Source organism: Arthrobacter sp. UYEF21 (assembly GCF_040546085.1).
Lineage (GTDB): Bacteria > Actinomycetota > Actinomycetes > Actinomycetales > Micrococcaceae > Arthrobacter.
The window spans coordinates 68,322-87,519 of the sequence record NZ_JBEPNF010000001.1; the positions used below are offsets into that span (position 1 = coordinate 68,322).

General features: G+C 66.4%; 10 protein-coding genes and 2 tRNA genes. 10 read left to right on the forward strand and 2 right to left on the reverse strand.

Annotated features, from left to right (window positions below):
• Nucleotides 1-46: 46 nt before the first annotated feature.
• The 3 genes from ABIB27_RS00345 to ABIB27_RS00355 are packed head-to-tail and all read left to right on the forward strand — an operon-like array spanning nt 47 to nt 7,391.
• On the forward strand, nt 47-463 hold the full coding sequence (locus ABIB27_RS00345) for an MGMT family protein (RefSeq protein WP_354213896.1): 417 nt from the start codon (nt 47-49) through the stop codon (nt 461-463).
• Nucleotides 460-3,897 carry an ATP-dependent helicase gene (locus tag ABIB27_RS00350; protein ID WP_502909076.1) on the forward strand — a complete coding sequence of 1,146 codons (3,438 nt, stop codon included), beginning with the start codon at nt 460-462 and terminating at the stop codon, nt 3,895-3,897. Before ABIB27_RS00345 ends, ABIB27_RS00350 begins: the two co-directional genes overlap by 4 nt.
• Nucleotides 3,894-7,391 (forward strand): ATP-dependent helicase, encoded by a 3,498-nt coding sequence (locus ABIB27_RS00355; RefSeq protein ID WP_354213897.1) that lies wholly within the window; start codon nt 3,894-3,896, stop codon nt 7,389-7,391. Before ABIB27_RS00350 ends, ABIB27_RS00355 begins: the two co-directional genes overlap by 4 nt.
• On the opposite strand, the gene ABIB27_RS00360 is transcribed toward ABIB27_RS00355, so the two are convergent.
• Nucleotides 7,378-8,682: a macrolide 2'-phosphotransferase gene (locus ABIB27_RS00360; protein WP_354253331.1), complete on the reverse strand. Its 1,305-nt coding sequence runs from the start codon at nt 8,680-8,682 to the stop codon at nt 7,378-7,380. The genes ABIB27_RS00355 and ABIB27_RS00360 overlap by 14 nt on opposite strands.
• A gap of 168 nt (nt 8,683-8,850) precedes the next feature.
• Here ABIB27_RS00360 and nudC point away from each other — a divergent pair, with 168 nt between their 5' ends.
• From nudC to ABIB27_RS00375, 3 genes are all read left to right on the forward strand, one after another.
• Nucleotides 8,851-9,873: an NAD(+) diphosphatase gene (nudC, locus tag ABIB27_RS00365; protein WP_354253332.1), complete on the forward strand. Its 1,023-nt coding sequence runs from the start codon at nt 8,851-8,853 to the stop codon at nt 9,871-9,873.
• An 80-nt stretch (nt 9,874-9,953) separates the two neighbouring features.
• Nucleotides 9,954-12,089 carry an ATP-dependent DNA helicase UvrD2 gene (locus ABIB27_RS00370; RefSeq protein WP_354213900.1) on the forward strand — a complete coding sequence of 712 codons (2,136 nt, stop codon included), beginning with the start codon at nt 9,954-9,956 and terminating at the stop codon, nt 12,087-12,089.
• The gene (locus ABIB27_RS00375) at nt 12,086-12,733 is read left to right on the forward strand and encodes a M48 metallopeptidase family protein (RefSeq protein ID WP_354213901.1); all 648 of its coding nucleotides are present in this window, start codon (nt 12,086-12,088) and stop codon (nt 12,731-12,733) included. The genes ABIB27_RS00370 and ABIB27_RS00375 overlap by 4 nt, the downstream gene beginning before the upstream one ends.
• 9 nt (nt 12,734-12,742) lie before the next feature.
• Here the strand turns inward: ABIB27_RS00375 and ABIB27_RS00380 are convergent, their stop codons facing one another.
• Nucleotides 12,743-14,254: a zinc-dependent metalloprotease gene (locus tag ABIB27_RS00380; protein WP_354213902.1), complete on the reverse strand. Its 1,512-nt coding sequence runs from the start codon at nt 14,252-14,254 to the stop codon at nt 12,743-12,745.
• 132 nt (nt 14,255-14,386) lie between these two features.
• Between ABIB27_RS00380 and ABIB27_RS00385 the strand changes: the two genes are divergently transcribed.
• The 4 genes from ABIB27_RS00385 to ABIB27_RS00400 all read left to right on the forward strand — a co-directional run bounded on the left by ABIB27_RS00385 (nt 14,387) and on the right by ABIB27_RS00400 (nt 19,147).
• Nucleotides 14,387-15,580 carry a YlbL family protein gene (locus ABIB27_RS00385; RefSeq protein WP_354213903.1) on the forward strand — a complete coding sequence of 398 codons (1,194 nt, stop codon included), beginning with the start codon at nt 14,387-14,389 and terminating at the stop codon, nt 15,578-15,580.
• A gap of 157 nt (nt 15,581-15,737) precedes the next feature.
• The gene (locus ABIB27_RS00390) at nt 15,738-18,707 is read left to right on the forward strand and encodes a UPF0182 family membrane protein (RefSeq protein WP_502909099.1); all 2,970 of its coding nucleotides are present in this window, start codon (nt 15,738-15,740) and stop codon (nt 18,705-18,707) included.
• A gap of 77 nt (nt 18,708-18,784) precedes the next feature.
• Nucleotides 18,785-18,858: transfer RNA gene (locus tag ABIB27_RS00395), tRNA-Met, on the forward strand.
• A 212-nt stretch (nt 18,859-19,070) separates the two neighbouring features.
• Nucleotides 19,071-19,147, forward strand: a tRNA-Met gene (locus tag ABIB27_RS00400).
• The last annotated feature ends 51 nt before the right edge of the window (nt 19,148-19,198 follow it).

The following is a 19,198-nucleotide window of genomic DNA, read 5'->3' on the forward strand; positions in this document are numbered from 1 at the left end:
CAGCACCGACAGGATCCGGGACCGCCACTGCGGCTAGTCTGGATCCATGCGGATTGAGTACGTCGAGGCGGTCCTGGCGGTGGTTGAACTCGTTCCGCCCGGGACCGCTCTGGCCTACGGCGATGTGTCCGAACTGCTGGGCTCCGGCGGTCCCCGGCAGGTTGGCCGCGTGCTGAGCCACTACGGCAGTTCCGTACCCTGGTGGCGGATCCTGAAGTCCAGCGGGCACGGTCCCTACGGGCATGAAGCTGACGCCCTCCGCCACTACCTCCAGGAGCGGACGCCGCTCCTGGGACGTCCAGAGGAGTACCTGCCCACGGGCGAGGGCCGGTGGCGGGTGGACCTGATGGCAGCGCGGTGGTCTCCGGACGAGGACGATTTTGACCGAATCGACCTGATTGCGGAGCATCTGCAGCTGCGGCTGCACCGATTGTCAGTGGCTGATGATGGAATGTCTGTGTGACCGTAAGACTTCCAGATGTTGATCCCCTTGCCTTCTCCCGTGCAGCCACGCCGGCCGCCCCGGCGGGGGGCTCCGGCGGCACGGGCCTACGCCTTCTTCCGCCGCGGCAGGTCCACGCCGAGGTTCCTGTGCTGTCAGCGGACCAGCGCGGTGCCGTTGAGGTGCCGCATGGTTCAGGACCAGTGCTGGTCCCGGGCGCGCCCGGAACCGGCAAGTCCACGGTCCTGATCGAAGCTGCCGTCCGCCGTGCCGTGCAGGACGGTGTGGACCCGGAACGGATCCTCATCCTCGCGCCGGGGCGGCTGGCCGCGGACTCGCTCCGGGACCGGTTTACAGCACGGCTGGACAGAAGCCTAAGCACTACTCCGGCCCGGACGTGGGCCTCCTACGCTTTTGACCTGATCCGTCGGGCCAAGGCGGAGGGTATCCTTCCGCTGCCCCGGGCACCACGCCTCCTGTCGGGCCCGGAACAGGACCTCATCATCAAGGAACTCCTGGAAGGCCATCGGATGCCCGGTCTCGAACTTCCCTGGCCCGCGGATCTGGAAGCGGCCTTGGAGACGCGCGGTTTCCGGCACGAAGTGCGCCTGCTTTTTGACCGGATCATCGAATCCGGCCGGACAGCAACTGACCTTGCGGAGATGGGGCGCCATTGCGGCAGGCCGGACTGGATCGCCGCCGCGGCCCTGTATTCGGAGTATCGGGATGTCCTGGACCTGCGGATGCCAGAGGCATTCGACCCCGCGGGCATCATCACCACCGCCCGGCAAATCTTCCAGGACGAGCCGGATTTCCTGGCTGCGGAACGTGAACGCCTCCAGCTGGTGCTGGTGGATGATGTCCAGGAAGCCAACCCCGCCGTTTTTGAACTGCTCGCTGACATCGCCGCCGGCAAGGACTGCTACGTTGCATTCTCCCCGGACACCGTGGTGCAGGGCTTCCGCGGGGCCAGGCCGGATCTCGTCGCTGATCTTCCGCGGCTGCTGTCTGCCGAGTCCCGCGTCGTTGAGCGGCCACTTTGGTACACGCACCGGCACGCCCCCGCCATTGCGGAGGCCTGGCTCGGCGTAGCCGGCCGGATCTCACAGCGGGCCGGCGGGCAGTTGGCCCGGCGGCTTGAGCAGCCCGGTTCCGTGGCAGGATCCGCGCATTCCGGGACTGCCGCCGTCGTCGAACCCCACGCAATAGCGGCCGGAAATGTGGAGGCGCACTTGGTCCCGTCCCCGGTCCACGAGCTGCGGTACGTCACCCAGCGCATCCTTGACCAGCATGTAAACCGTGGCCGGGACCTCGGCGAGATCGCGGTGATTGTGCGCAACGGTGGACAGCTCACCGAGCTGCAGCGGTACCTTTCCGGGCAGGGGATCGCGGTACGCGTTCCGGTCGCGGAGTCCGCGGTCCGCGACGAAGTGGCAGTGCGTCCGTTGCTGGATGCCTATGCCATCGCGCTTGACCCTGAGCTGCTGACGCCGGAGGCCGCCGTCGCCCTGTTGACTTCCCGGATCGGCGGGGCGACGTCGATTGAACTGCGCCGCCTCCGGCAATCCCTCAGACGCGAGGAACTGCAGGGCGGCGGCGGCCGGACCAGTGACGCCCTGCTGGTCGAGGCGCTCCTGGAGCCGGGGGCCCTCGTCACCCTTGGGGTGGAGGGCAGGTCCGCGCGTCGGACCGCCCGCATGATCCAGGCCGGGCGGAAGGCCGCCGCCCAGCCCGGGGCCAACGCCGAAACTGTACTTTGGAGTCTCTGGCATTCCACTGGCCTGGCCAATGCGTGGACCGAAGCAGCCCTGTCCGGCGGCTCCCACGGGGCGCGGGCGGACCGGGACCTTGATGCCATGATGGCGCTCTTCCATACCGCCGAGCGTTATGTCGACCAGATGCCCGGCGCCAGTCCCGAGCAGTTCCTCGAATATCTCCTGAACCAGGAATTGCCCATGGACACGCTCGCAGCGCGGGCGCAGGTGGACGACGCCGTGGAACTCATGACCCCGGCCAGCGCCGCAGGACGGCAGTGGCCTGTAGTCATCGTGGCCGGGCTGCAGGAAGGCGTTTGGCCCAACACCCGGCTCCGGGGCGAGCTGCTGGGCAGCAGCCTGTTTGCGGACGCCGTGGAGCATGGCGTGAGCTACGCCCTGCAGCTGGACCCGCTGAGCAGGCTGCGGGAAATCCGTTACGACGAACTCCGGAGTTTCTCCACCGCCATTTCCAGGGCCGAGGATCTCCTCATCTGCACGGCTGTTTCCTCGGAGGATGACCAGCCGTCGTCGTTCCTCGACTACGTGGCGCCGCTCGAACCGGGACAGGAGGACAGGGGATTCACGCCCGTGGAGCGGCCCATGACGCTCCGGGCGCTGGTGGCCGAGCTGCGCCAGTACGCGCAGTTGGACGGCAAGTATGGGCCCGAGGCCGCCGAAGCCGCCCGGGTCCTGGCCGCGCTGGCAACGGCGGAACCGCCCGTCCCCGGGGCCCACCCGGACAGCTGGTGGGGGCTGTTGCCATTGAGCAGCTCGGAGCCGGTAGTCCCGGCCGGCGGGACGGTTTATGTCTCCCCCTCCAAGGTGGAGTCGGTGCAGAAATCTCCGCTTGACTGGTTTGTGCAGGCCGCCGGGGGTGAAGCTGCCACCGATTTCGCCCGCAGCCTCGGCACCTTGGTCCACGCCATCGCGCAGGACATGCCGGAAGCCTCCGGGGGCCAGTACGTCGAGGAACTTGTCCGCCGCTGGCCCACACTGGGCATGAAGGACAACTGGGAAGGCAAACTCGACTTCCAGCGGGCAGAAACGATGGTGCGCAAGCTCGCCCAGTACGTCCTGGTGATGCGGAGTGAGGGCCGGAACCTGCTGGGCGTCGAGCAGGACTTCGAGGTGCGCCTGCCAGACCTGCCGCCAATGCGGGCCGTCGACGACGGCGGCCCGGGGGGCGGCGTCCCGGACCCCGACGCCGGCGTCCCGGACCCCGACGACGGCGAAACCGGGTCCCGCAGCGCCGTCCTCCGCGGCCAGGTTGACCGGCTTGAGCTCGACAGCGAGGGAAGGCTGGTCATTGTCGACCTCAAAACCGGGAAACGGCAGCCCGGCAAGACAGAGTTATCTCGCCATCCCCAGCTGGGGGCCTATCAGGCAGCTGTCCTCGCCGGCGGATTCCCGGACGCACCCGGGACGACCGGCGCCGCCGAACTGGACGCAGCCGTGCCCGGTGGCGCAGTCCTGGCGCAGCTGGGCACCGCCACCAAAAGTCCTGGAGTCCAGCAACAGGAACCGTTGGACCCGGAGGAAAACTGGGCGCTGGCCATGGTTAACGATGCCGCAGCGCTGATGGCCGGCAACAGCTTCGAGGCGAGGCACGATCCTGCGAAGGGCAGCCACGGCGGCCATGGCTGCCGGCTCCCGGAGGTCTGTCCGCTGTGTATCCGGGGAAAGCAGGTCACGGAATGAGCCGCCAGCAGCCTCCCGAGCCCCTTTTTAGCCCAGTGCAGCTATCTGAGTTGCTGGGTGAAAAGAACAAGCCCACGCCTGAACAGTCGGCCATCATCTCCTCACCGCTGGCACCCCGGCTGGTGATCGCAGGAGCCGGCTCCGGCAAGACCGCCACAATGGCAGAGCGCGTGGTCTGGCTTGTCGCCAACGGCTGGGTCAGGCCGGAGGAGGTCCTGGGCGTCACGTTCACCCGGAAGGCAGCCGGCGAGCTGGCCACCCGGATCCGGGCGAAACTGGCCGCGCTGCAGCGCATCGCGGCCCAGGACACCCGGCATGAAGTCTTCCCGGAGGGCCTGCTCAGCAGCGACGCGCTTGAACCGAAAGTGTCCACGTACCATTCCTTCGCCAGCGGCATCGTCTCGGACTACGGGCTGCGGCTCGGCGTGGAACGGGACGTGGTGCTGCTGGGGGGTGCCCAGGCCTGGCAGTTGGCCAGCGAAGTGGTGGAAGCGTTCGACGGCGATTATCGCCACTTCAAGGCAGCAAAGTCCACATTGGTCAAGGCAGTCATCCAGCTGGCAGGTGAGTGTGCCGAGCACCTGCAGGAACCGGCCGACGTCGAAGCCTGGCTGATGGCGCGGCTGGCAGAATTCGACGGGGTTCCGTACGTCGCCGGTGCCGCGAAAAACGCGCCGCAGGCGGCCGGGGAACTGGCCGCGATGCTGCGCACGCGGGCCAGCGTAGCGGACATGGTGGGCCGTTACACGGCGGCCAAGAGAGCCCGGGGAGCGCTGGACTTCGGCGACCTCGTGGCGCTCGCTGCCCGAGTGGCGAGGGAGGTTCCGCTGGCTGCGGAGATGGAACGCCAGCGGTACAAAGTGGTGCTTCTGGACGAATTCCAGGACACTTCATACGCCCAACTGGTGCTGTTTTCCCGGCTCTTTAGTGAGGGGCACGCCGTCACGGCAGTGGGTGATCCGAACCAGTCCATCTACGGTTTCCGGGGCGCTTCCGCCGGGCAGCTTTTCCACTTTGTCCGCGAATTTCCCGTCCGCTCGGGCGGCGGCGACGGGCAGGCAACGTACCAGCCGGCGCCGACATCGTATCTCACGACGGCATGGCGCAACGGCCGTTCCATTCTCTCCGCAGCCAACATCATGTCGGAGGCGCTGGGCCGGGCGGAGGCACACAGGGCCCCGGCCGGCACCACCCCGATGGCCGCCGCCGTGCCGCCGCTGCAGCCCAGCCCGTTCGCGGTGGAAGGACAGGTGGTGCTGGGCCGCTTTGGCACCGACGCGGACGAAGCCACGGCCCTGGCCGGGGACGTCCTGAAGTACCGGATCACGGACTTCGAACGTGAGGCAGACGGCACTCCCGTGCCACCCGCCCTGGCCGTGCTCTGCAGGCGTCGCGCCCAGATGGAGACCATCCGGCGGGAGTTCGAGTCGCACGGGATCGCCTACGAAATCGTGGGGCTGGGCGGACTGCTGGACACCCCCGAAATCGTTGACCTCGTGGCAACGCTGCGCGTCCTGGCCGATCCGGGCCGTTCGGACTCTTTAATGCGCCTACTTGCGGGCGCGCGGTGGCGGATCGGGCCAGCGGATCTGATGGCATTCCGGGACTGGTCCAGCCAGCTCGCCCGCCGCCGCAGCCACCTGGCCGAAGCAAGGGCTCCGGATCCCGATGCCGTGGACGGGTCCGATGACGCTGTCATTGAAAGTGACCTGACTGACGGTGCCAGCCTGGTTGAGGCGCTGGACTGGCTGCCACGTGAAGACTGGGTCTCCGCCCAAGGGAGGGCGCTTACGGACGAAGCACGCGAAAGGCTCGGCAGGCTCTCGGCTGAACTGCGACAGCTGCGCGGCTATCTGGGGGACGATCTGACCACCCTTCTCGGCGAGGTGGAGCGCTCCATGATGCTGGACATCGAAGTAGCGGCACGCCCGGGGATCAGCATCCATCAGGCCCGCCGCAACCTGGACGCCTTCCAGGATGCGGCTGCCGGATTCCTGCGGACCTCCCACCGGGTGGACATCCTCGCGTTCCTCGCGTGGCTCGAGGCTGCTGCAGCCGAGGAGAACGGCCTCGAAGCACCGCCGCCGGATATCAACCGCGAAGCAGTGCAGTTACTGACCGTCCACGCATCCAAGGGCCTGGAATGGGATGTTGTTTTCGTCCCGGGCCTGAATGCGGGGGCGTTCCCGAGCAACAAGGACTCCCGGTGGAGCAGCGGCTCGGCCGCACTGCCCTGGCCGCTGCGGGGGGACCGTTCGGACTTGCCGCAGTGGGATACCGACCAGCCTGACCAGAAGGGGTGGCTGGACGCCGAAAAGGATTTCAAATCCGCTGTCCAGGTCCACGGTGAAGGCGAAGAACGCCGCCTGGCGTACGTGGCGTACACCAGGGCCAAACACGTCCTCTGGGTGTCCAGCGCCGCATGGGTGGGGTCGCGGGCAGGCCGCGCCGAAATGTCGCCATTCCTGGCCGAGCTGGAGCGGCTTGTTACCGCCCCCGTTGAGGGTACGGACACGCCCGGTGCCATGGTGCACCAAGCCTCGGTGGAGGAAGCCGCCCTGCCGGAAAAAAGCCCCTTGACTACCGAAACTGAGCTTGCCGGCTGGCCTTACGACCCTTTGGAGGGTCCGGCGGATCCGCGCACCGGTGAACGCCTGCGCACAGTCCCCGGCAGGCGGCTGGCCATGGAGGGTGCCGCGGCCCGGGTCCGGGCTGCCCTGGCTTCACCAGGCGCGGAGGGGGCGTCAGGTGGCGGGTCCACGCGTGCCGACGAGGCCGGGCCTGCCGGGGCGGCAGGAAAGACGCTCCGGGGCAATGCCGGGGCGTGGGCCAGCGAGGCCGACTTGCTGCTGGAACGCCGGTCCAGGCGGGCGGGCGGGCAGGATGTGCACCTGCCAGGCCACATCTCGGCGTCCACATTGGTGGATCTCGGCGAGGATCCCGCGGGAGTGGTGGGCCGGCTGCGGCGGCCAGTACCACGTGAGCCGGGCATGTCCGCGCGGAAGGGGACGGCTTTCCACGCCTGGGTGGAGGAGTACTTCGGCACCGCCGGAATGCTGGATCTTGGTGAGGCGCCGGGGTCCGACGATCACATCGACGAGGCCTACGACCTCGACGCCATGGTGGCCACGTTCAAAGCCTCGGAGTGGGCTGACCGGTCACCTGCGTTTGTTGAAGTGCCGGTCGAAACCCGGGTGGGGGACGTTGTAGTCCGCGGGCGGATCGACGCCGTGTTCCTCGATGCCGACGGCAGCTGGGACCTGGTGGACTGGAAAACAGGCCGCCGGCCCTCCGCGTCGCAGCTCCGCGCCAAATCCGTCCAGCTCGCCGCATACCGGCTCGCATGGGCCCGGCTCAAAGGCGTCCCCGTCCACGAGGTCCGCGCTGCATTCTTTTATGTGGCGGACAACCAGGTGGTGCGGCCGCACGACCTGGGTTCCGCCGAGGAACTTGAAGGAATCGTGGCAGCAGCGCTCGAATCTAGTGCTTCCTGACATCCACTATGTTGATTGCCGCGGTGGACGTGTCCTCGGCGGCTCGGGCTGTACTTTCCGGAGTTGGGTCCGCCGGGATGCGGCCCACTTCGACGGCGGGCGGCACCGGAGCCGGCCGAGCCGGCCGCGCTGGCGCCGGCGCCTGATGCAACCGTGCATCAGGTACCGCCACCTCGGGTACCTGTACGTGACGTACATCCACCTCGGGTACCGGGACGATACTGACCGCCGGAACCGGAGCGACCGTAACGGCGGGGGCGGGCGCCGCAGACACCGCCGGTGACGGCGTCACTGCCGGTGACGACCCGGCGTCGGCCGTTACGCCAGCGCCGGAAGGTGCCTGGCCAGGCAGCGGCTCCACGCTGATGGCCTGGCCGCCGTGTTCCTCGACGTCGGCCGCCAGGGATTCCAGCATGCTCTCGGCTTCGGCGACCATTTCAGCATCGCCGGCAGCAATGCCCTTGACGAGGTATTGGGCCAGGGCGAATTCGGCGGACAGCGCGGCCCGCCGCAGCAGATGCTGATCCGGAGCGTCCCGGCGGTTGTGGGTGTAGCTGGCCAGCACGGCGTCCACAAAATCCTGTTCGTTGGACGCAACCAGCCAGGCGAAGTCATCGGCGGGGTCGCCGATCCGGAGGTCAGTCCATCCCGTCACGGCCGTCACGCGGCTGCCGTCCACCAGGAGGTTGTCCTCATGCAGGTCGCCGTGGACAACACTCGGGTTGAACCGCCACAGCGAGACGTCCTCCATGGCATGTTCCCAGCGGAGCAGGAGCGAAGCCGGTATTTTGCCTGTGGTTGCCGCCTGGTCCAGTTCGTTTAGCCTGCGCTGGCGGAATTCGTTGGGGGTGTAGCTGGGCAGGTCGGCGTTGCTGACCAGGGAGTGCGGAAGGTCGTGGATTGCCGCCAGCGCGGTTCCAACCTCGCGGGCCAGGGCGGCCGGACCGGCGGTCAGTTCCTCCACGCTGCGGGTGCTGCCCGCAAGGTGCGAGTAGACAAACGTGCTCAGGCTGCCGAGGCGGACGCTGCCGGCCACGGTAGGCATCAGGAAGGGCAGTTCGGCCCGGATGGCCGGTGCGAACGCCCGGAGAACCAGGAACTCCGTCTCCAGCCTCGCGCTGGCCTCTGCATGCCGTGGCGATCTGACCCGCCAGCGTTTGCCTTCTGAATCAAGGAGCAGGGCGGAGTCGAAATCCGCGGGATCGTCCGCGTCGGAGCTGACGGCGGTGGGGGTCAGCCCGGGGACTGCCGCGGTTGCCACGGCTGCCAGTTCGATCGGTTTTCTTCTCACCGTTCCACGGTAGATTGGCTGGCGTCCAACACAACGATGTGCGGCGGCGAGTCTTCAGATACCCTGCAAAAGTCGGCCACGCTGCCAATGCCTGCGGCCCCCGCCACATGTTCCACCGATTCTCCCCGGTAAATGTAAATTGTCGGTCTGAGTCAGTACGGTGGAGACATGAGTCATGCGGAGTCTGCTACACCGGCCTACCAGGCGCAGGCAGTCCACCTGCCGGCCAACCACCTTTTCGATACCGTCCTCCCCGTGCGGCCGGCCGCCGTGGACCGGGGCTCCGCAGACCGCGTCCGGCCAGGCATGGTTGCGGAACTGCTGGCCGGCGGGGACACCCTGGCAGTGGTCCTCGCCGGGCGGCAGGCGCTGGTTCAGGGGAACCGGCTGTTGCTGGCGGCCGCTTCTCAATTGCTGGCCGGGCTCCGGGACCTGGGTGCGGCACCGGAACAGGTCATCTACCTCGGGGCCGCGTTGGCTGGCTCGGACCTGCCTGCGGGTACGGAGATTGTCCTCATAGTCCTGGGCGAAGCTGTTGCCCCCGGTGCGGCGGGAATCCCGTCGGACGCGGAGTGGGCCGGCTTCCGCGATATCGCCTCAGTCCTGAACGTCACTGATACGGCGTTGTTTGTTGAGGCCAGCGCCGTGGCCAACTGGCACGCCAGCCACACGCATTGCCCCCGCTGCGGTGTCCCCACCGTGGTGGAAGCCGGCGGCTGGGTGCGCCGGTGCCCCCAGGACAACTCCGAACACTATCCCCGGACCGACCCGGCCATCATTGTCACCGTCGTGGGACCGGACGGCCGGCTCCTGCTGGGCGGCGGCGGGCCGGTGGACGCGAAGAATTACTCCACGCTGGCCGGATTCGTGGAGCCGGGCGAATCCTTGGAACAGGCCGTCATCCGGGAAATCCACGAGGAAGTGGGCGTACGAATCACCCGCTGCCAGTACCTGGGCTCCCAGTCGTGGCCATTCCCGGCCTCCCTGATGCTGGGGTTCTCCGCGATCACCGAAGATTCCGTGGCAACGCCCGACGGCGTGGAGGTCACCCGGGCGCGCTGGTTCAGCCGGGAAGAACTCCAGGATGCCGTGCTCGCCGGGGAGATCACCATCTCCGGCCGGTTGTCCATTGCACGTTCCCTGATCGAGCATTGGTATGGCGGCCGGATCATGGACCGCACCGACACCTGACCCCCGGCCAGGCAGCATTATTGGCCCGACGCTGGCACGTGGCAGTTCCACCCAGCAGTCCCAACAACAGAGCAGCAGACGTGACCACAGAGAATTTAGACAGTTCACAGTCCCTGGAGGAACGCATCCTCGGGGGACTCGATGCCGAACAGCGGGAGGTCGCCAGCACGCTGAAGGGCCCAATGTGCGTCCTGGCCGGGGCCGGCACCGGAAAGACGCGCGCCATCACGCACCGGATTGCCTATGGGGTGCATTCCGGTGTCTACAGCCCGCAGCGGCTACTTGCTGTGACGTTCACGGCCCGCGCTGCGGCGGAAATGCGCAGCAGGCTGCGGGACCTGGGCGTGGGCAATGTGCAGGCCCGCACGTTCCACGCCGCCGCTTTGCGGCAGCTGCAGTTTTTCTGGCCGCAGGCTGTGGGGGGCACACTGCCCAACCTGCTGGACCACAAGGCGCAGATGATCGCGGAAGCGTCCCGCCGCCTGCGGCTCAGCACGGACCGGGCATCCATCCGGGACCTCGCCTCGGAGATCGAGTGGGCCAAGGTGTCCATGCTGACACCGGCCAACTATCTGGAGAACGCGCAGGGGAGGGGAACCCCCGGCGGGTTCGACCTCACTGCCGTCGCCCGGGTTTTCCAGTCGTATGAGGACGTCAAGACTGACCGCAACGTCATCGACTTCGAAGACGTGCTCCTGATCACGGTCGGGATCCTGCAGGAAGACCAGAAGGTAGCTGCCACCGTCCGCGAACAGTACCGGCACTTTGTGGTCGATGAGTACCAGGACGTTTCCCCGCTGCAGCAGCGCCTCCTGGAATTGTGGCTCGGCGGAAGGGATGAACTGTGCGTCGTCGGCGATGCCAGCCAGACCATCTACTCGTTCACCGGCGCGTCCCCCAAACACCTGCTGGGTTTCAAGGCGCAGTACCCTGAGGCCAGCGTGGTGAAGCTGATCCGCGACTACCGTTCCACGCCGCAGGTGGTGAAACTGGCCAACGATCTCCTTGCCGCGCGCCGCAGCGGCGGCCCGGTTGCCGATTCGGCCTGGGCAACTCCGCTGCAACTCGTGGCCCAGCGCCCGGCCGGGCCCGTGCCGCAGTTCACCGAATGCTCCGATGATGAGGCAGAGGCCGCCACGGCGGCCCTTAAAATCCGGGAACTGCTCGACGCCGGCACTCCCGCCAGCCAGGTGGCTGTCCTTTTCCGCACCAACGGGCAGTCCGAAGCCTACGAGCAAGCCCTCGCGGCGGCCGGGATCGGCTACCAGCTTCGCGGCGGGGAACGGTTCTTTGCCCGCAAGGAAGTGCGCGACGCCATTCTCCAGCTGCGGGCGGCCACCAGGGCAGTGGCCGAAACAGACACGCCCGAACCGCTGGGCCAGCTGGTCCGCGACATCGTGGCGTCCCTCGGCTACACCGAGGCACCGCCCCACAACGGCGGCGCCCTGCGCGAACGCTGGGAATCACTGGCGGCACTCGTAGCGCTCGCAGACGAACTGGTCAAGGTCCGTGGCGAGCACTTCGGCCTGGCCGACTTTGTCGATGAACTCCAGGAACGGTCCCTGGCTCAACATGCCCCCACAGTCCAGGGCGTGACCCTTGCTTCGCTGCATGCCGCGAAGGGCCTCGAATGGGATGCCGTTTTCCTTGTGGGCCTCAGCGAAGGCCTGATGCCCATTTCCTTCGCGGACACTCCCGAAGCCGTGGATGAGGAACGCCGCCTGCTGTATGTGGGAATCACCCGTGCCCGCGAACACTTGGCACTGTCATGGTCCACAGCCCGGACGCCTGGCGGCCGGGCCAACCGTAAGCCCTCACGGTTCCTCGACGGGCTCCGGCCCAACTCCGTGGCCACCTCCAATGCGCGCGGCAAGGGGCCGTCGCCGCGCCGCAAAGCTGCGGCCCCGGCCACGTGCAGGGTCTGCGGGAGCATGCTGGCCAGCGGCGCCGAACGTAAGGTGGGGCGCTGCAACGACTGTCCGCCCAGCTACGAGGAACAGACGTTTGAGGCACTCCGACAGTGGCGGAAGGAGATTGCCCTGGCGGCCGAGGTGCCGGCGTTTGTGGTGTTTACCGATGCCACGCTGACCGCCATCGCCGAGGCCAAACCATCCTCACTGGAGGAACTCGCCACCCTGGCCGGTGTTGGTCCCACCAAACTGGAACGCTACGGCGAAGATGTGCTGCGGGTCCTTGTCGAAAGCAGCATCCTGTGACACCTGGCCATGGCGGTCCGCGGCCGCCTCGGCTGACTACCCCTGACGGTGCACCGGTCGAAGTGCGGAGGTCTTCCCGCCGGACCCGGACAGTGGCCGCTTTCTGGGAAAACGGGACGGCGGTGGTGGCCATCCCGGCCCGCTTCACCGCCGCCCAGGAGTCCGAATGGGTCCACCGGATGCTGGAGAAGCTGCACCGGCAAGGACAGCGGCGTGCAGACAAAGGACGGAAGCAGCCAGCAACGGATGCTGCGCTGGCGGCCCACGCCGCCCACCTTTCCGCCCAGTACTTTGCTGGCAGGGCAGTCCCGACGTCGGTCCGCTGGGTGAGCAACCAGAACTCGCGCTGGGGCTCGGCGACGCCGTCGGAAGGAACCATCCGGCTCTCCGACAAGCTTCGGCCCATGCCGCAGTGGGTCATCGACTACGTGCTGCTGCATGAGCTGGCCCACCTGCTGGTGGCAGGGCACAACGCGGCCTTCTGGAAGCTGTTGGAGGCCTACCCTGACACCATGCGCGCCAAGGCCTTCCTGGAGGGCGTTTCGTTCGCTACGTCCCGGGGCCTGGGCGCCGACGGGAGCGGGCCGGCCGAGCCCACCGGACTGGCCGGCGGCGCCGGGCACAGCCACGACGACGCCGACTAGGCTCCCCGGCTAGCCTTTGGGCTGGTCCGCATCACCGGCGTCGGGATCTCCCGCGCCGGAGTCGCCGGTGCTCGAATCATGATCCCCGGACGTGCCCGCGGCGGAATCTCCGCCACCCGAACCTGCGTCGGGATGACCGGACTGGGAATCGCCGTCGCCCGCCGCATCCTGCGGCGCGTCGAAGCCGCCACTCAGCAGTTTCTGCAGGGCATCATCCACTTCACTGTCGCTGGCCTCCGCGAGCTGACGGCGGCCGCCGAAGCCCTGGGGGTCATCGAGGTCGGCGGCGGTGGGCAGCAGGTCCGGGTGCTGCCAGATGGCATCGCGCCCCGCGATACCGCGCTCCTCCTTGAGGACTGCCCACAAGGTGGCGGCCTCCCGCAGGCGGCGCGGACGCAACTCCAGTCCCACGAGCGAGGAAAAGGCGTGTTCAGCCGGGCCGCCAGTGGCGCGGCGCCGCCGGACGGTTTCCCGGAGGGCGGCCGCGGACGGCAGCATCTTCTCCGTGGCGGAAGCCGTAAGCTCGTCCACCCAGCCTTCAACGAGGGCCAGGGCCGTTTCCAGTTTTTCGAGGGCCTGCTCCTGGGCGGGCGTCCGCTGCGGCATAAAGACGCCCTTGGACAGTGCCTCCTGGATGCCTTCGGGGTTGCTCGGGTCAAGGTCCCGGGCCAGTTCCTCGATGCGGGATGTATCAATGTGGATACCGCGGGCGTACGCCTCGATGGCACCGAGCAGATGGCCACGGAGCCATGGGACCTGGACGAACAGGCGCGCATGAGCTGCTTCGCGGACGGCAAGGAACAGGCGGATGTCGTTCTCGGGCAGGCTCAGGCCCTCGCCGAAGGAGGCAACGTTCGCAGGCAGCAGGGCCATTTCAAGGTCGGCGAGGGGAACCCCGATGTCAGTGGAACTGACCACCTCGCCGGAGAGTGCGCCGATGGCCTGCCCCAACTGCATCCCGAAGATGGCGCCGCCCATGTTCTGGAGCATGGACGATGCCCCGCCCATCATGGACTTCATCTCTTCAGGCATCTGCTCGGTCATGGCGCTGGAGAGCGCGTTGGCGATGCTGTTGGCGACCGGTTCAGTCAGGCGCTTCCACGTTCCCAGGGTGGCTTCCACCCACTCCGCCCGGGACCAGGCCCGGCCAATCAGGCCGGTGGCAGGCAGATCCGTTACGGGATCGAGCCACAGCTCGGCCAGCCGGAGGGCTTCGTCCACGGCCCGGGTCTGCCCGGACGTGACGGAGGGGTCGGCGGTGCTGGCGGCAACCCTGCGGGCGTTCTCATGCGCGAGCTGCCAGTTCACGGGCCCCTCCGAGGGGGCGCTCATCATCGCCTGGACCTGCGAGAACATTTGCGCCAGGAGGTTGGGGTCGTCCGGCAGGCCGGCTGCTTTTGCCAGTTCGGCGGGGTCGAAGTTTTCCATACCCTTGCCGCCCATCAGGTTCTGCAGCATCTCGGTCAACGGATCCTTCGGCGTGTCATCGCCGTTGGACGGATTAAGTGGGTTGGAGGTCATGGTCCCGCCGATCATCAGTTTGTGCGTTCAACTTCACGGTACCCCGGGCCGCGGCGGCTGTCTGCCGGACAGGCGCGACGTTCGCTGTAGGCAAAGAGCCTGCCGTGGGTGCCACCGCGTAGTGTTGGTTCAGTGACTACAACCCGTGGCGACCATCCAAACGAGGACCACGCTCCCGAGCTCGACGCCGTTGCAATCCTGAGTGCCGGAGGCCCTGAAGAAAGACCGGTGGGCCCGGCGCCTGCCAAACGGTTTGCCCCGCGCCGTTACCGGCCGGGCGACAGGCGGGTCTCCGTGATGATGCTTGCCGGAATGCTGGCGCTGGGGCTGGGGATTGCAGTGGGCACTATCCCGGTGCCTTACGTTGTGGAATCAGCCGGGCCCACCTTCAACACACTCGGCCAGACGCAGGGCAGCCCGGTGATCAGCGTCACGGGCCACGAAAGCTATCCGGCGAACGGCAATCTGGATCTGACCACCGTGTACGTCGACGGCGGCCCTAACGGCCCGGTCAGCATCCTGGGGGCGTTTGGGGCCTGGCTGGACGGGTCCAAGTCCGTCTACCCGCAGGAGCTCATCTACCCCACAGGTACTACCAAGGAGCAGGCAGAGGAACAAAGCTCGGTGGCCATGACCACATCGCAGGAGAACGCCGTTGCGTCGGCACTGAGGGGACTCGACATTCCCTTCGGCCAGCAACTGCAGGCAGCGGGGCTTTCCGATGGTTCGCCGTCGAAGGGCAAGATCGAAGACGGCGACATCTTCGAAACAATTAACGGCAAGCCGATCACGTCCCTCGCCGTGGTGCAGGAGGAACTGGCCGCCGGCCAGGGTGCCCCGGCCGCGCTGGTGGTGCAGCGGGCAGGGGAGTCCATCAGCCAGAGCATCACCCCCATGGCGAACGGAGCAGGCCGCTACATTCTTGGGGTCAAGCTGAAGTACCTGTTCACGTTTCCGTTCGACGTGAAGATTTCCCTGGACAAGGTGGGCGGCCCCAGCGCCGGACTGATGTTCTCGCTGGGCATTATTGACACGGTCACACCGGGCGACCTGACCGGAGGCAAGCACGTTGCCGGCACCGGTACCATCACCCCCGACGGCGCAGTGGGTCCCATCGGCGGGATCCAGCAGAAGATGCTGGGCGCGCGTGCCGGGGGAGCCACGTTGTTCCTGGCCCCGGCAGATAACTGTGACGACGTTGTGGGCCACGTCCCGGAAGGAATGCAGGTAGTTAAAGTGGAGAATCTCGCCCAGGCACGCGCCGCCGTCGAGCTGGCCGGATCAGGGCAGGACACGTCCGCTTTGCCGCTCTGCACAACCAACTAGACTGAGCCCAGGAACTAAGCTTTACCGCCACTCGTGGCAGATATGACGGACGTTGCCACACGCTTGACCGGTGCCGGACGTCAGCCGCACGCACGCTCCTAATGTAAATCTGACGATCAGCTATGAGGTACTGCGCTTGTCCCGTCCCACCAGCCCCATCCCGCCCGGAAGACCCCCCTCACGACGCGGGGCACTGACACCCACCCTGATAGTTGTCGCCCTTATAGTCGTGGGCTTTATCTTCTTCGCCAATGTGTGGACTGACGTCCTGTGGTACCAGCAGCTCGGTTACTTCGAAGTGTTCCTTACCGAAAACCTCTCCCGGATCCTGATCTTCCTCGCCGGTTTCGCGCTGATGTTCCTGGCTGTCTTTTTTGCCATCCGGATCGCCTACCGTGCCCGGCCCGTATACGCGCCGGACTCTGAAATGCGTGACAACCTCAACCGGTACCAGGCACAGCTCGAACCGGTCCGCCGCGTCGTGATGGTGGGGCTGCCCATCCTGTTCGGTCTGTTCGCCGGCAGCGCGGCCGCCAGCCAGTGGCAGAAGGTGCTGCTGTTCTTCAACCAGCAGCCGTTCGGCCAGCAAGACCCTCTCTTCAACCTGGACCTCAGCTTCTACGTGATGACCTTGCCGTTCCTGGGCTTCATCACAGGCTTCCTCATTAGCGTGGTGGTGGTGGCCGGCATCGCCGGAATCCTCACGCACTACCTCTACGGCAGCATCCGTCTGCTGGAACGCGGCGTGTTCACCAGCAGGGCCGCGCAGATCCACCTCGCTGTAACCGGCGCAAGTTTCCTGATCCTGCTTGGCGTCAACTTCTGGCTGGACCGCTATTCTGCGCTGCAGAGCAACGGCGGTCGCTGGGCGGGCGCGTTGTACACTGACGTCAACGCGGTGATCCCCACCAAGGCGATCCTCGCCGTCGCTGCCGTCCTGGTGGCCATCCTCTTCATCGTTGCGGCCATCATCGGCCGCTGGCGCCTGCCGGTCATCGGTACGGCCATGCTAATCATCACCTCGATCCTCGCGGGCGGCGTATACCCGTGGGTCATCCAGCAATTCCAGGTCCGGCCTTCCGAGCAGACGCTCGAGAGGGACTTTATTGACCGGAACATTAGGATGACCCGTGCCGCTTATGGCCTGGACCAGATCCAGGTGGACCGCTACAACGCCACTAATACGGCCACCACGGGCGCGTTGGCTCCGGACGCCCAGACCACTGCCAACATCCGGCTGCTGGACCCCAACCTGATCTCCGACGCGTTTTCGCAACTGGAGCAGTACCGGCCGTATTACCAGTTCCCGAAGGCCCTGAATGTGGACCGCTACGAGGTGGACGGCAAGATTCAGGACACAGTCATCGCCGTGCGCGAGCTGAACCCGGTCAACGTCGCGACGAACCAGCAGGGCTGGCTGAACCAGCACGTTGTCTATACCCACGGTTACGGCGTGGTCGCGGCCAAGGGAAACAAGTTCACCGTTGACGGTAAGCCGGAGTTCCTCCAGTCCGGAATTCCTTCCACCGGTGTCCTGGGCGACGATTCAACGTACCAGCCAAGGATCTACTTCGGCGAAAACTCTCCGGAGTACTCCATTGTTGGCGCGCCCGACGGCACCGCCCCCCGTGAGCAGGACAGGCCCTCCGGCAAGCAGGGTGAGGGGGACAACCAATACACCTTCGCAGGCAACGGCGGCCCGAATGTGGGCAGCTTCTTCAATAAGATTCTTTACTCCATCAAGTTCCAGTCCTCGGACATGCTGTTGTCCGATGGTGTCAACCCGGAATCCCAGATCCTCTACGACCGCAGTCCGCGGGACCGTGTGGAGAAGGTCGCGCCGTACCTCACCGTTGACGGCAATGCCTACCCGGCGCTTGTGGACGGCCGCGTCAAGTGGATCGTCGACGGATACACCACCAGCCAGTACTACCCGTACTCGCAGCAGGAACAACTTTCGGCCGCCACCACCGACTCGCAGACCTCTGCCGGGCGGTCGGTTGCGCTGCCGAACAGCTCGGTGAATTACATCAGGAACTCCGTCAAGGCCACCGTCGACGCCTACGACGGCAGTGTAACCCTGTACGCCTGGGACGACCAGGACCCCATCCTGAAGGCGTGGCAGAAGGTTTTCCCCACGTCCCTGAAGCCGTACTCGGAGATGTCAGGGGACGTCATGAGCCACGTCCGTTACCCCGAGGACCTCTTCAAGGTCCAGCGTGAACTCCTGGGCAAGTACCACGTCACTGATCCGGGCAGCTTCTACCAGGCGAAGGATGTCTGGAGCGTTCCCAATGATCCCACTGTGAAAACCGACGTCAAGCAGCCGCCCTTCTACATGTCGCTGCAGATGCCCGACCAGGACAGGCCGGCCTTCCAGCTGACTTCCTCCTACATTCCACAGATCGTCAACGGTACTGCCCGGAACGTCCTCTACGGCTTCCTCGCCGCTGACTCGGACGCCGGTAATCAGAAGGGCGTGAAGGCTGACACCTACGGCAAGCTCAGGCTGCTCCAGATTCCGCCAGAGATCCAGGTTCCCGGTCCGGGCCAGGCCCAGAACAAGTTCAACTCGGACCCCACTGTGTCCCAGGCCCTGAACCTTCTGCGCCAGGGCGCTTCGGAGGTGCTTAACGGCAACCTGCTGACACTGCCCGTTGGTGGCGGCATCCTCTACGTCCAGCCTGTTTACCTCAAGTCCACCGGCGAGACCTCGTACCCGACGCTGCAGCGCGTGCTGGTTGCCTTCGGTGACAAGGTGGGCTTCGCACCGACGCTCGACGGCGCGCTGAAGCAACTCTTCGGCGGTGACTCCGGTGCGGCTGCCGGCGACTCTGCCAACACCGGCCAGACGCCTGCCACACCGGGCGAGACGCCCCCGGCCAGTGCCGGCGCCCAGGCGGACCTCAAGGCGGCCCTGGAGGCCGCGAACGCCGCCATCAAGGCGGGCCAGACGGCCCTGGCCGCCGGCGACTTTGCCGCCTATGGGGAAGAGCAGAAGAAACTGGCTGCCGCCCTGCAGAAGGCTCTTGACGCCGACGGGAAGATCCCGGCGCCCGCCCCTGAAGCCAAGCCTTCGCCGGAAGCTACACCGTCAGCCACACCCTCGCCTTCAGCTGCCAACTGACGGCGGACCAGCGAGACACACATCACGCCACCAGGATTTGGCCTCCCGTGCACCGGACGGTAGAGTTGATCTTGCGACGCGGGGTGGAGCAGTTCGGTAGCTCGCTGGGCTCATAACCCAGAGGTCACAGGTTCAAATCCTGTCCCCGCAACTGGCGGAAAGTCCGGATTCTGGAAACAGGATCCGGACTTTCTGGTTTAAACCGCCAACCCCTGCATCCAGAGTTTTTGTCCAGTTAATGGGTGGTGTTGCCGCCGTGCGGGGCATTAAGTGGACAAAAACTCTGGATGGGTGGGTGTGAGATGGCGGTCAGGCGCGATTGGTAATTGTCTCCGTGAAACTAGGGTAGTGTTGATCAAGCGACGCGGGGTGGAGCAGTTCGGTAGCTCGCTGGGCTCATAACCCAGAGGTCACAGGTTCAAATCCTGTCCCCGCAACCATGTGAAAGGCCCCGACCGGCATTACGCCGGCCGGGGTCTTCTTTTGCCCGA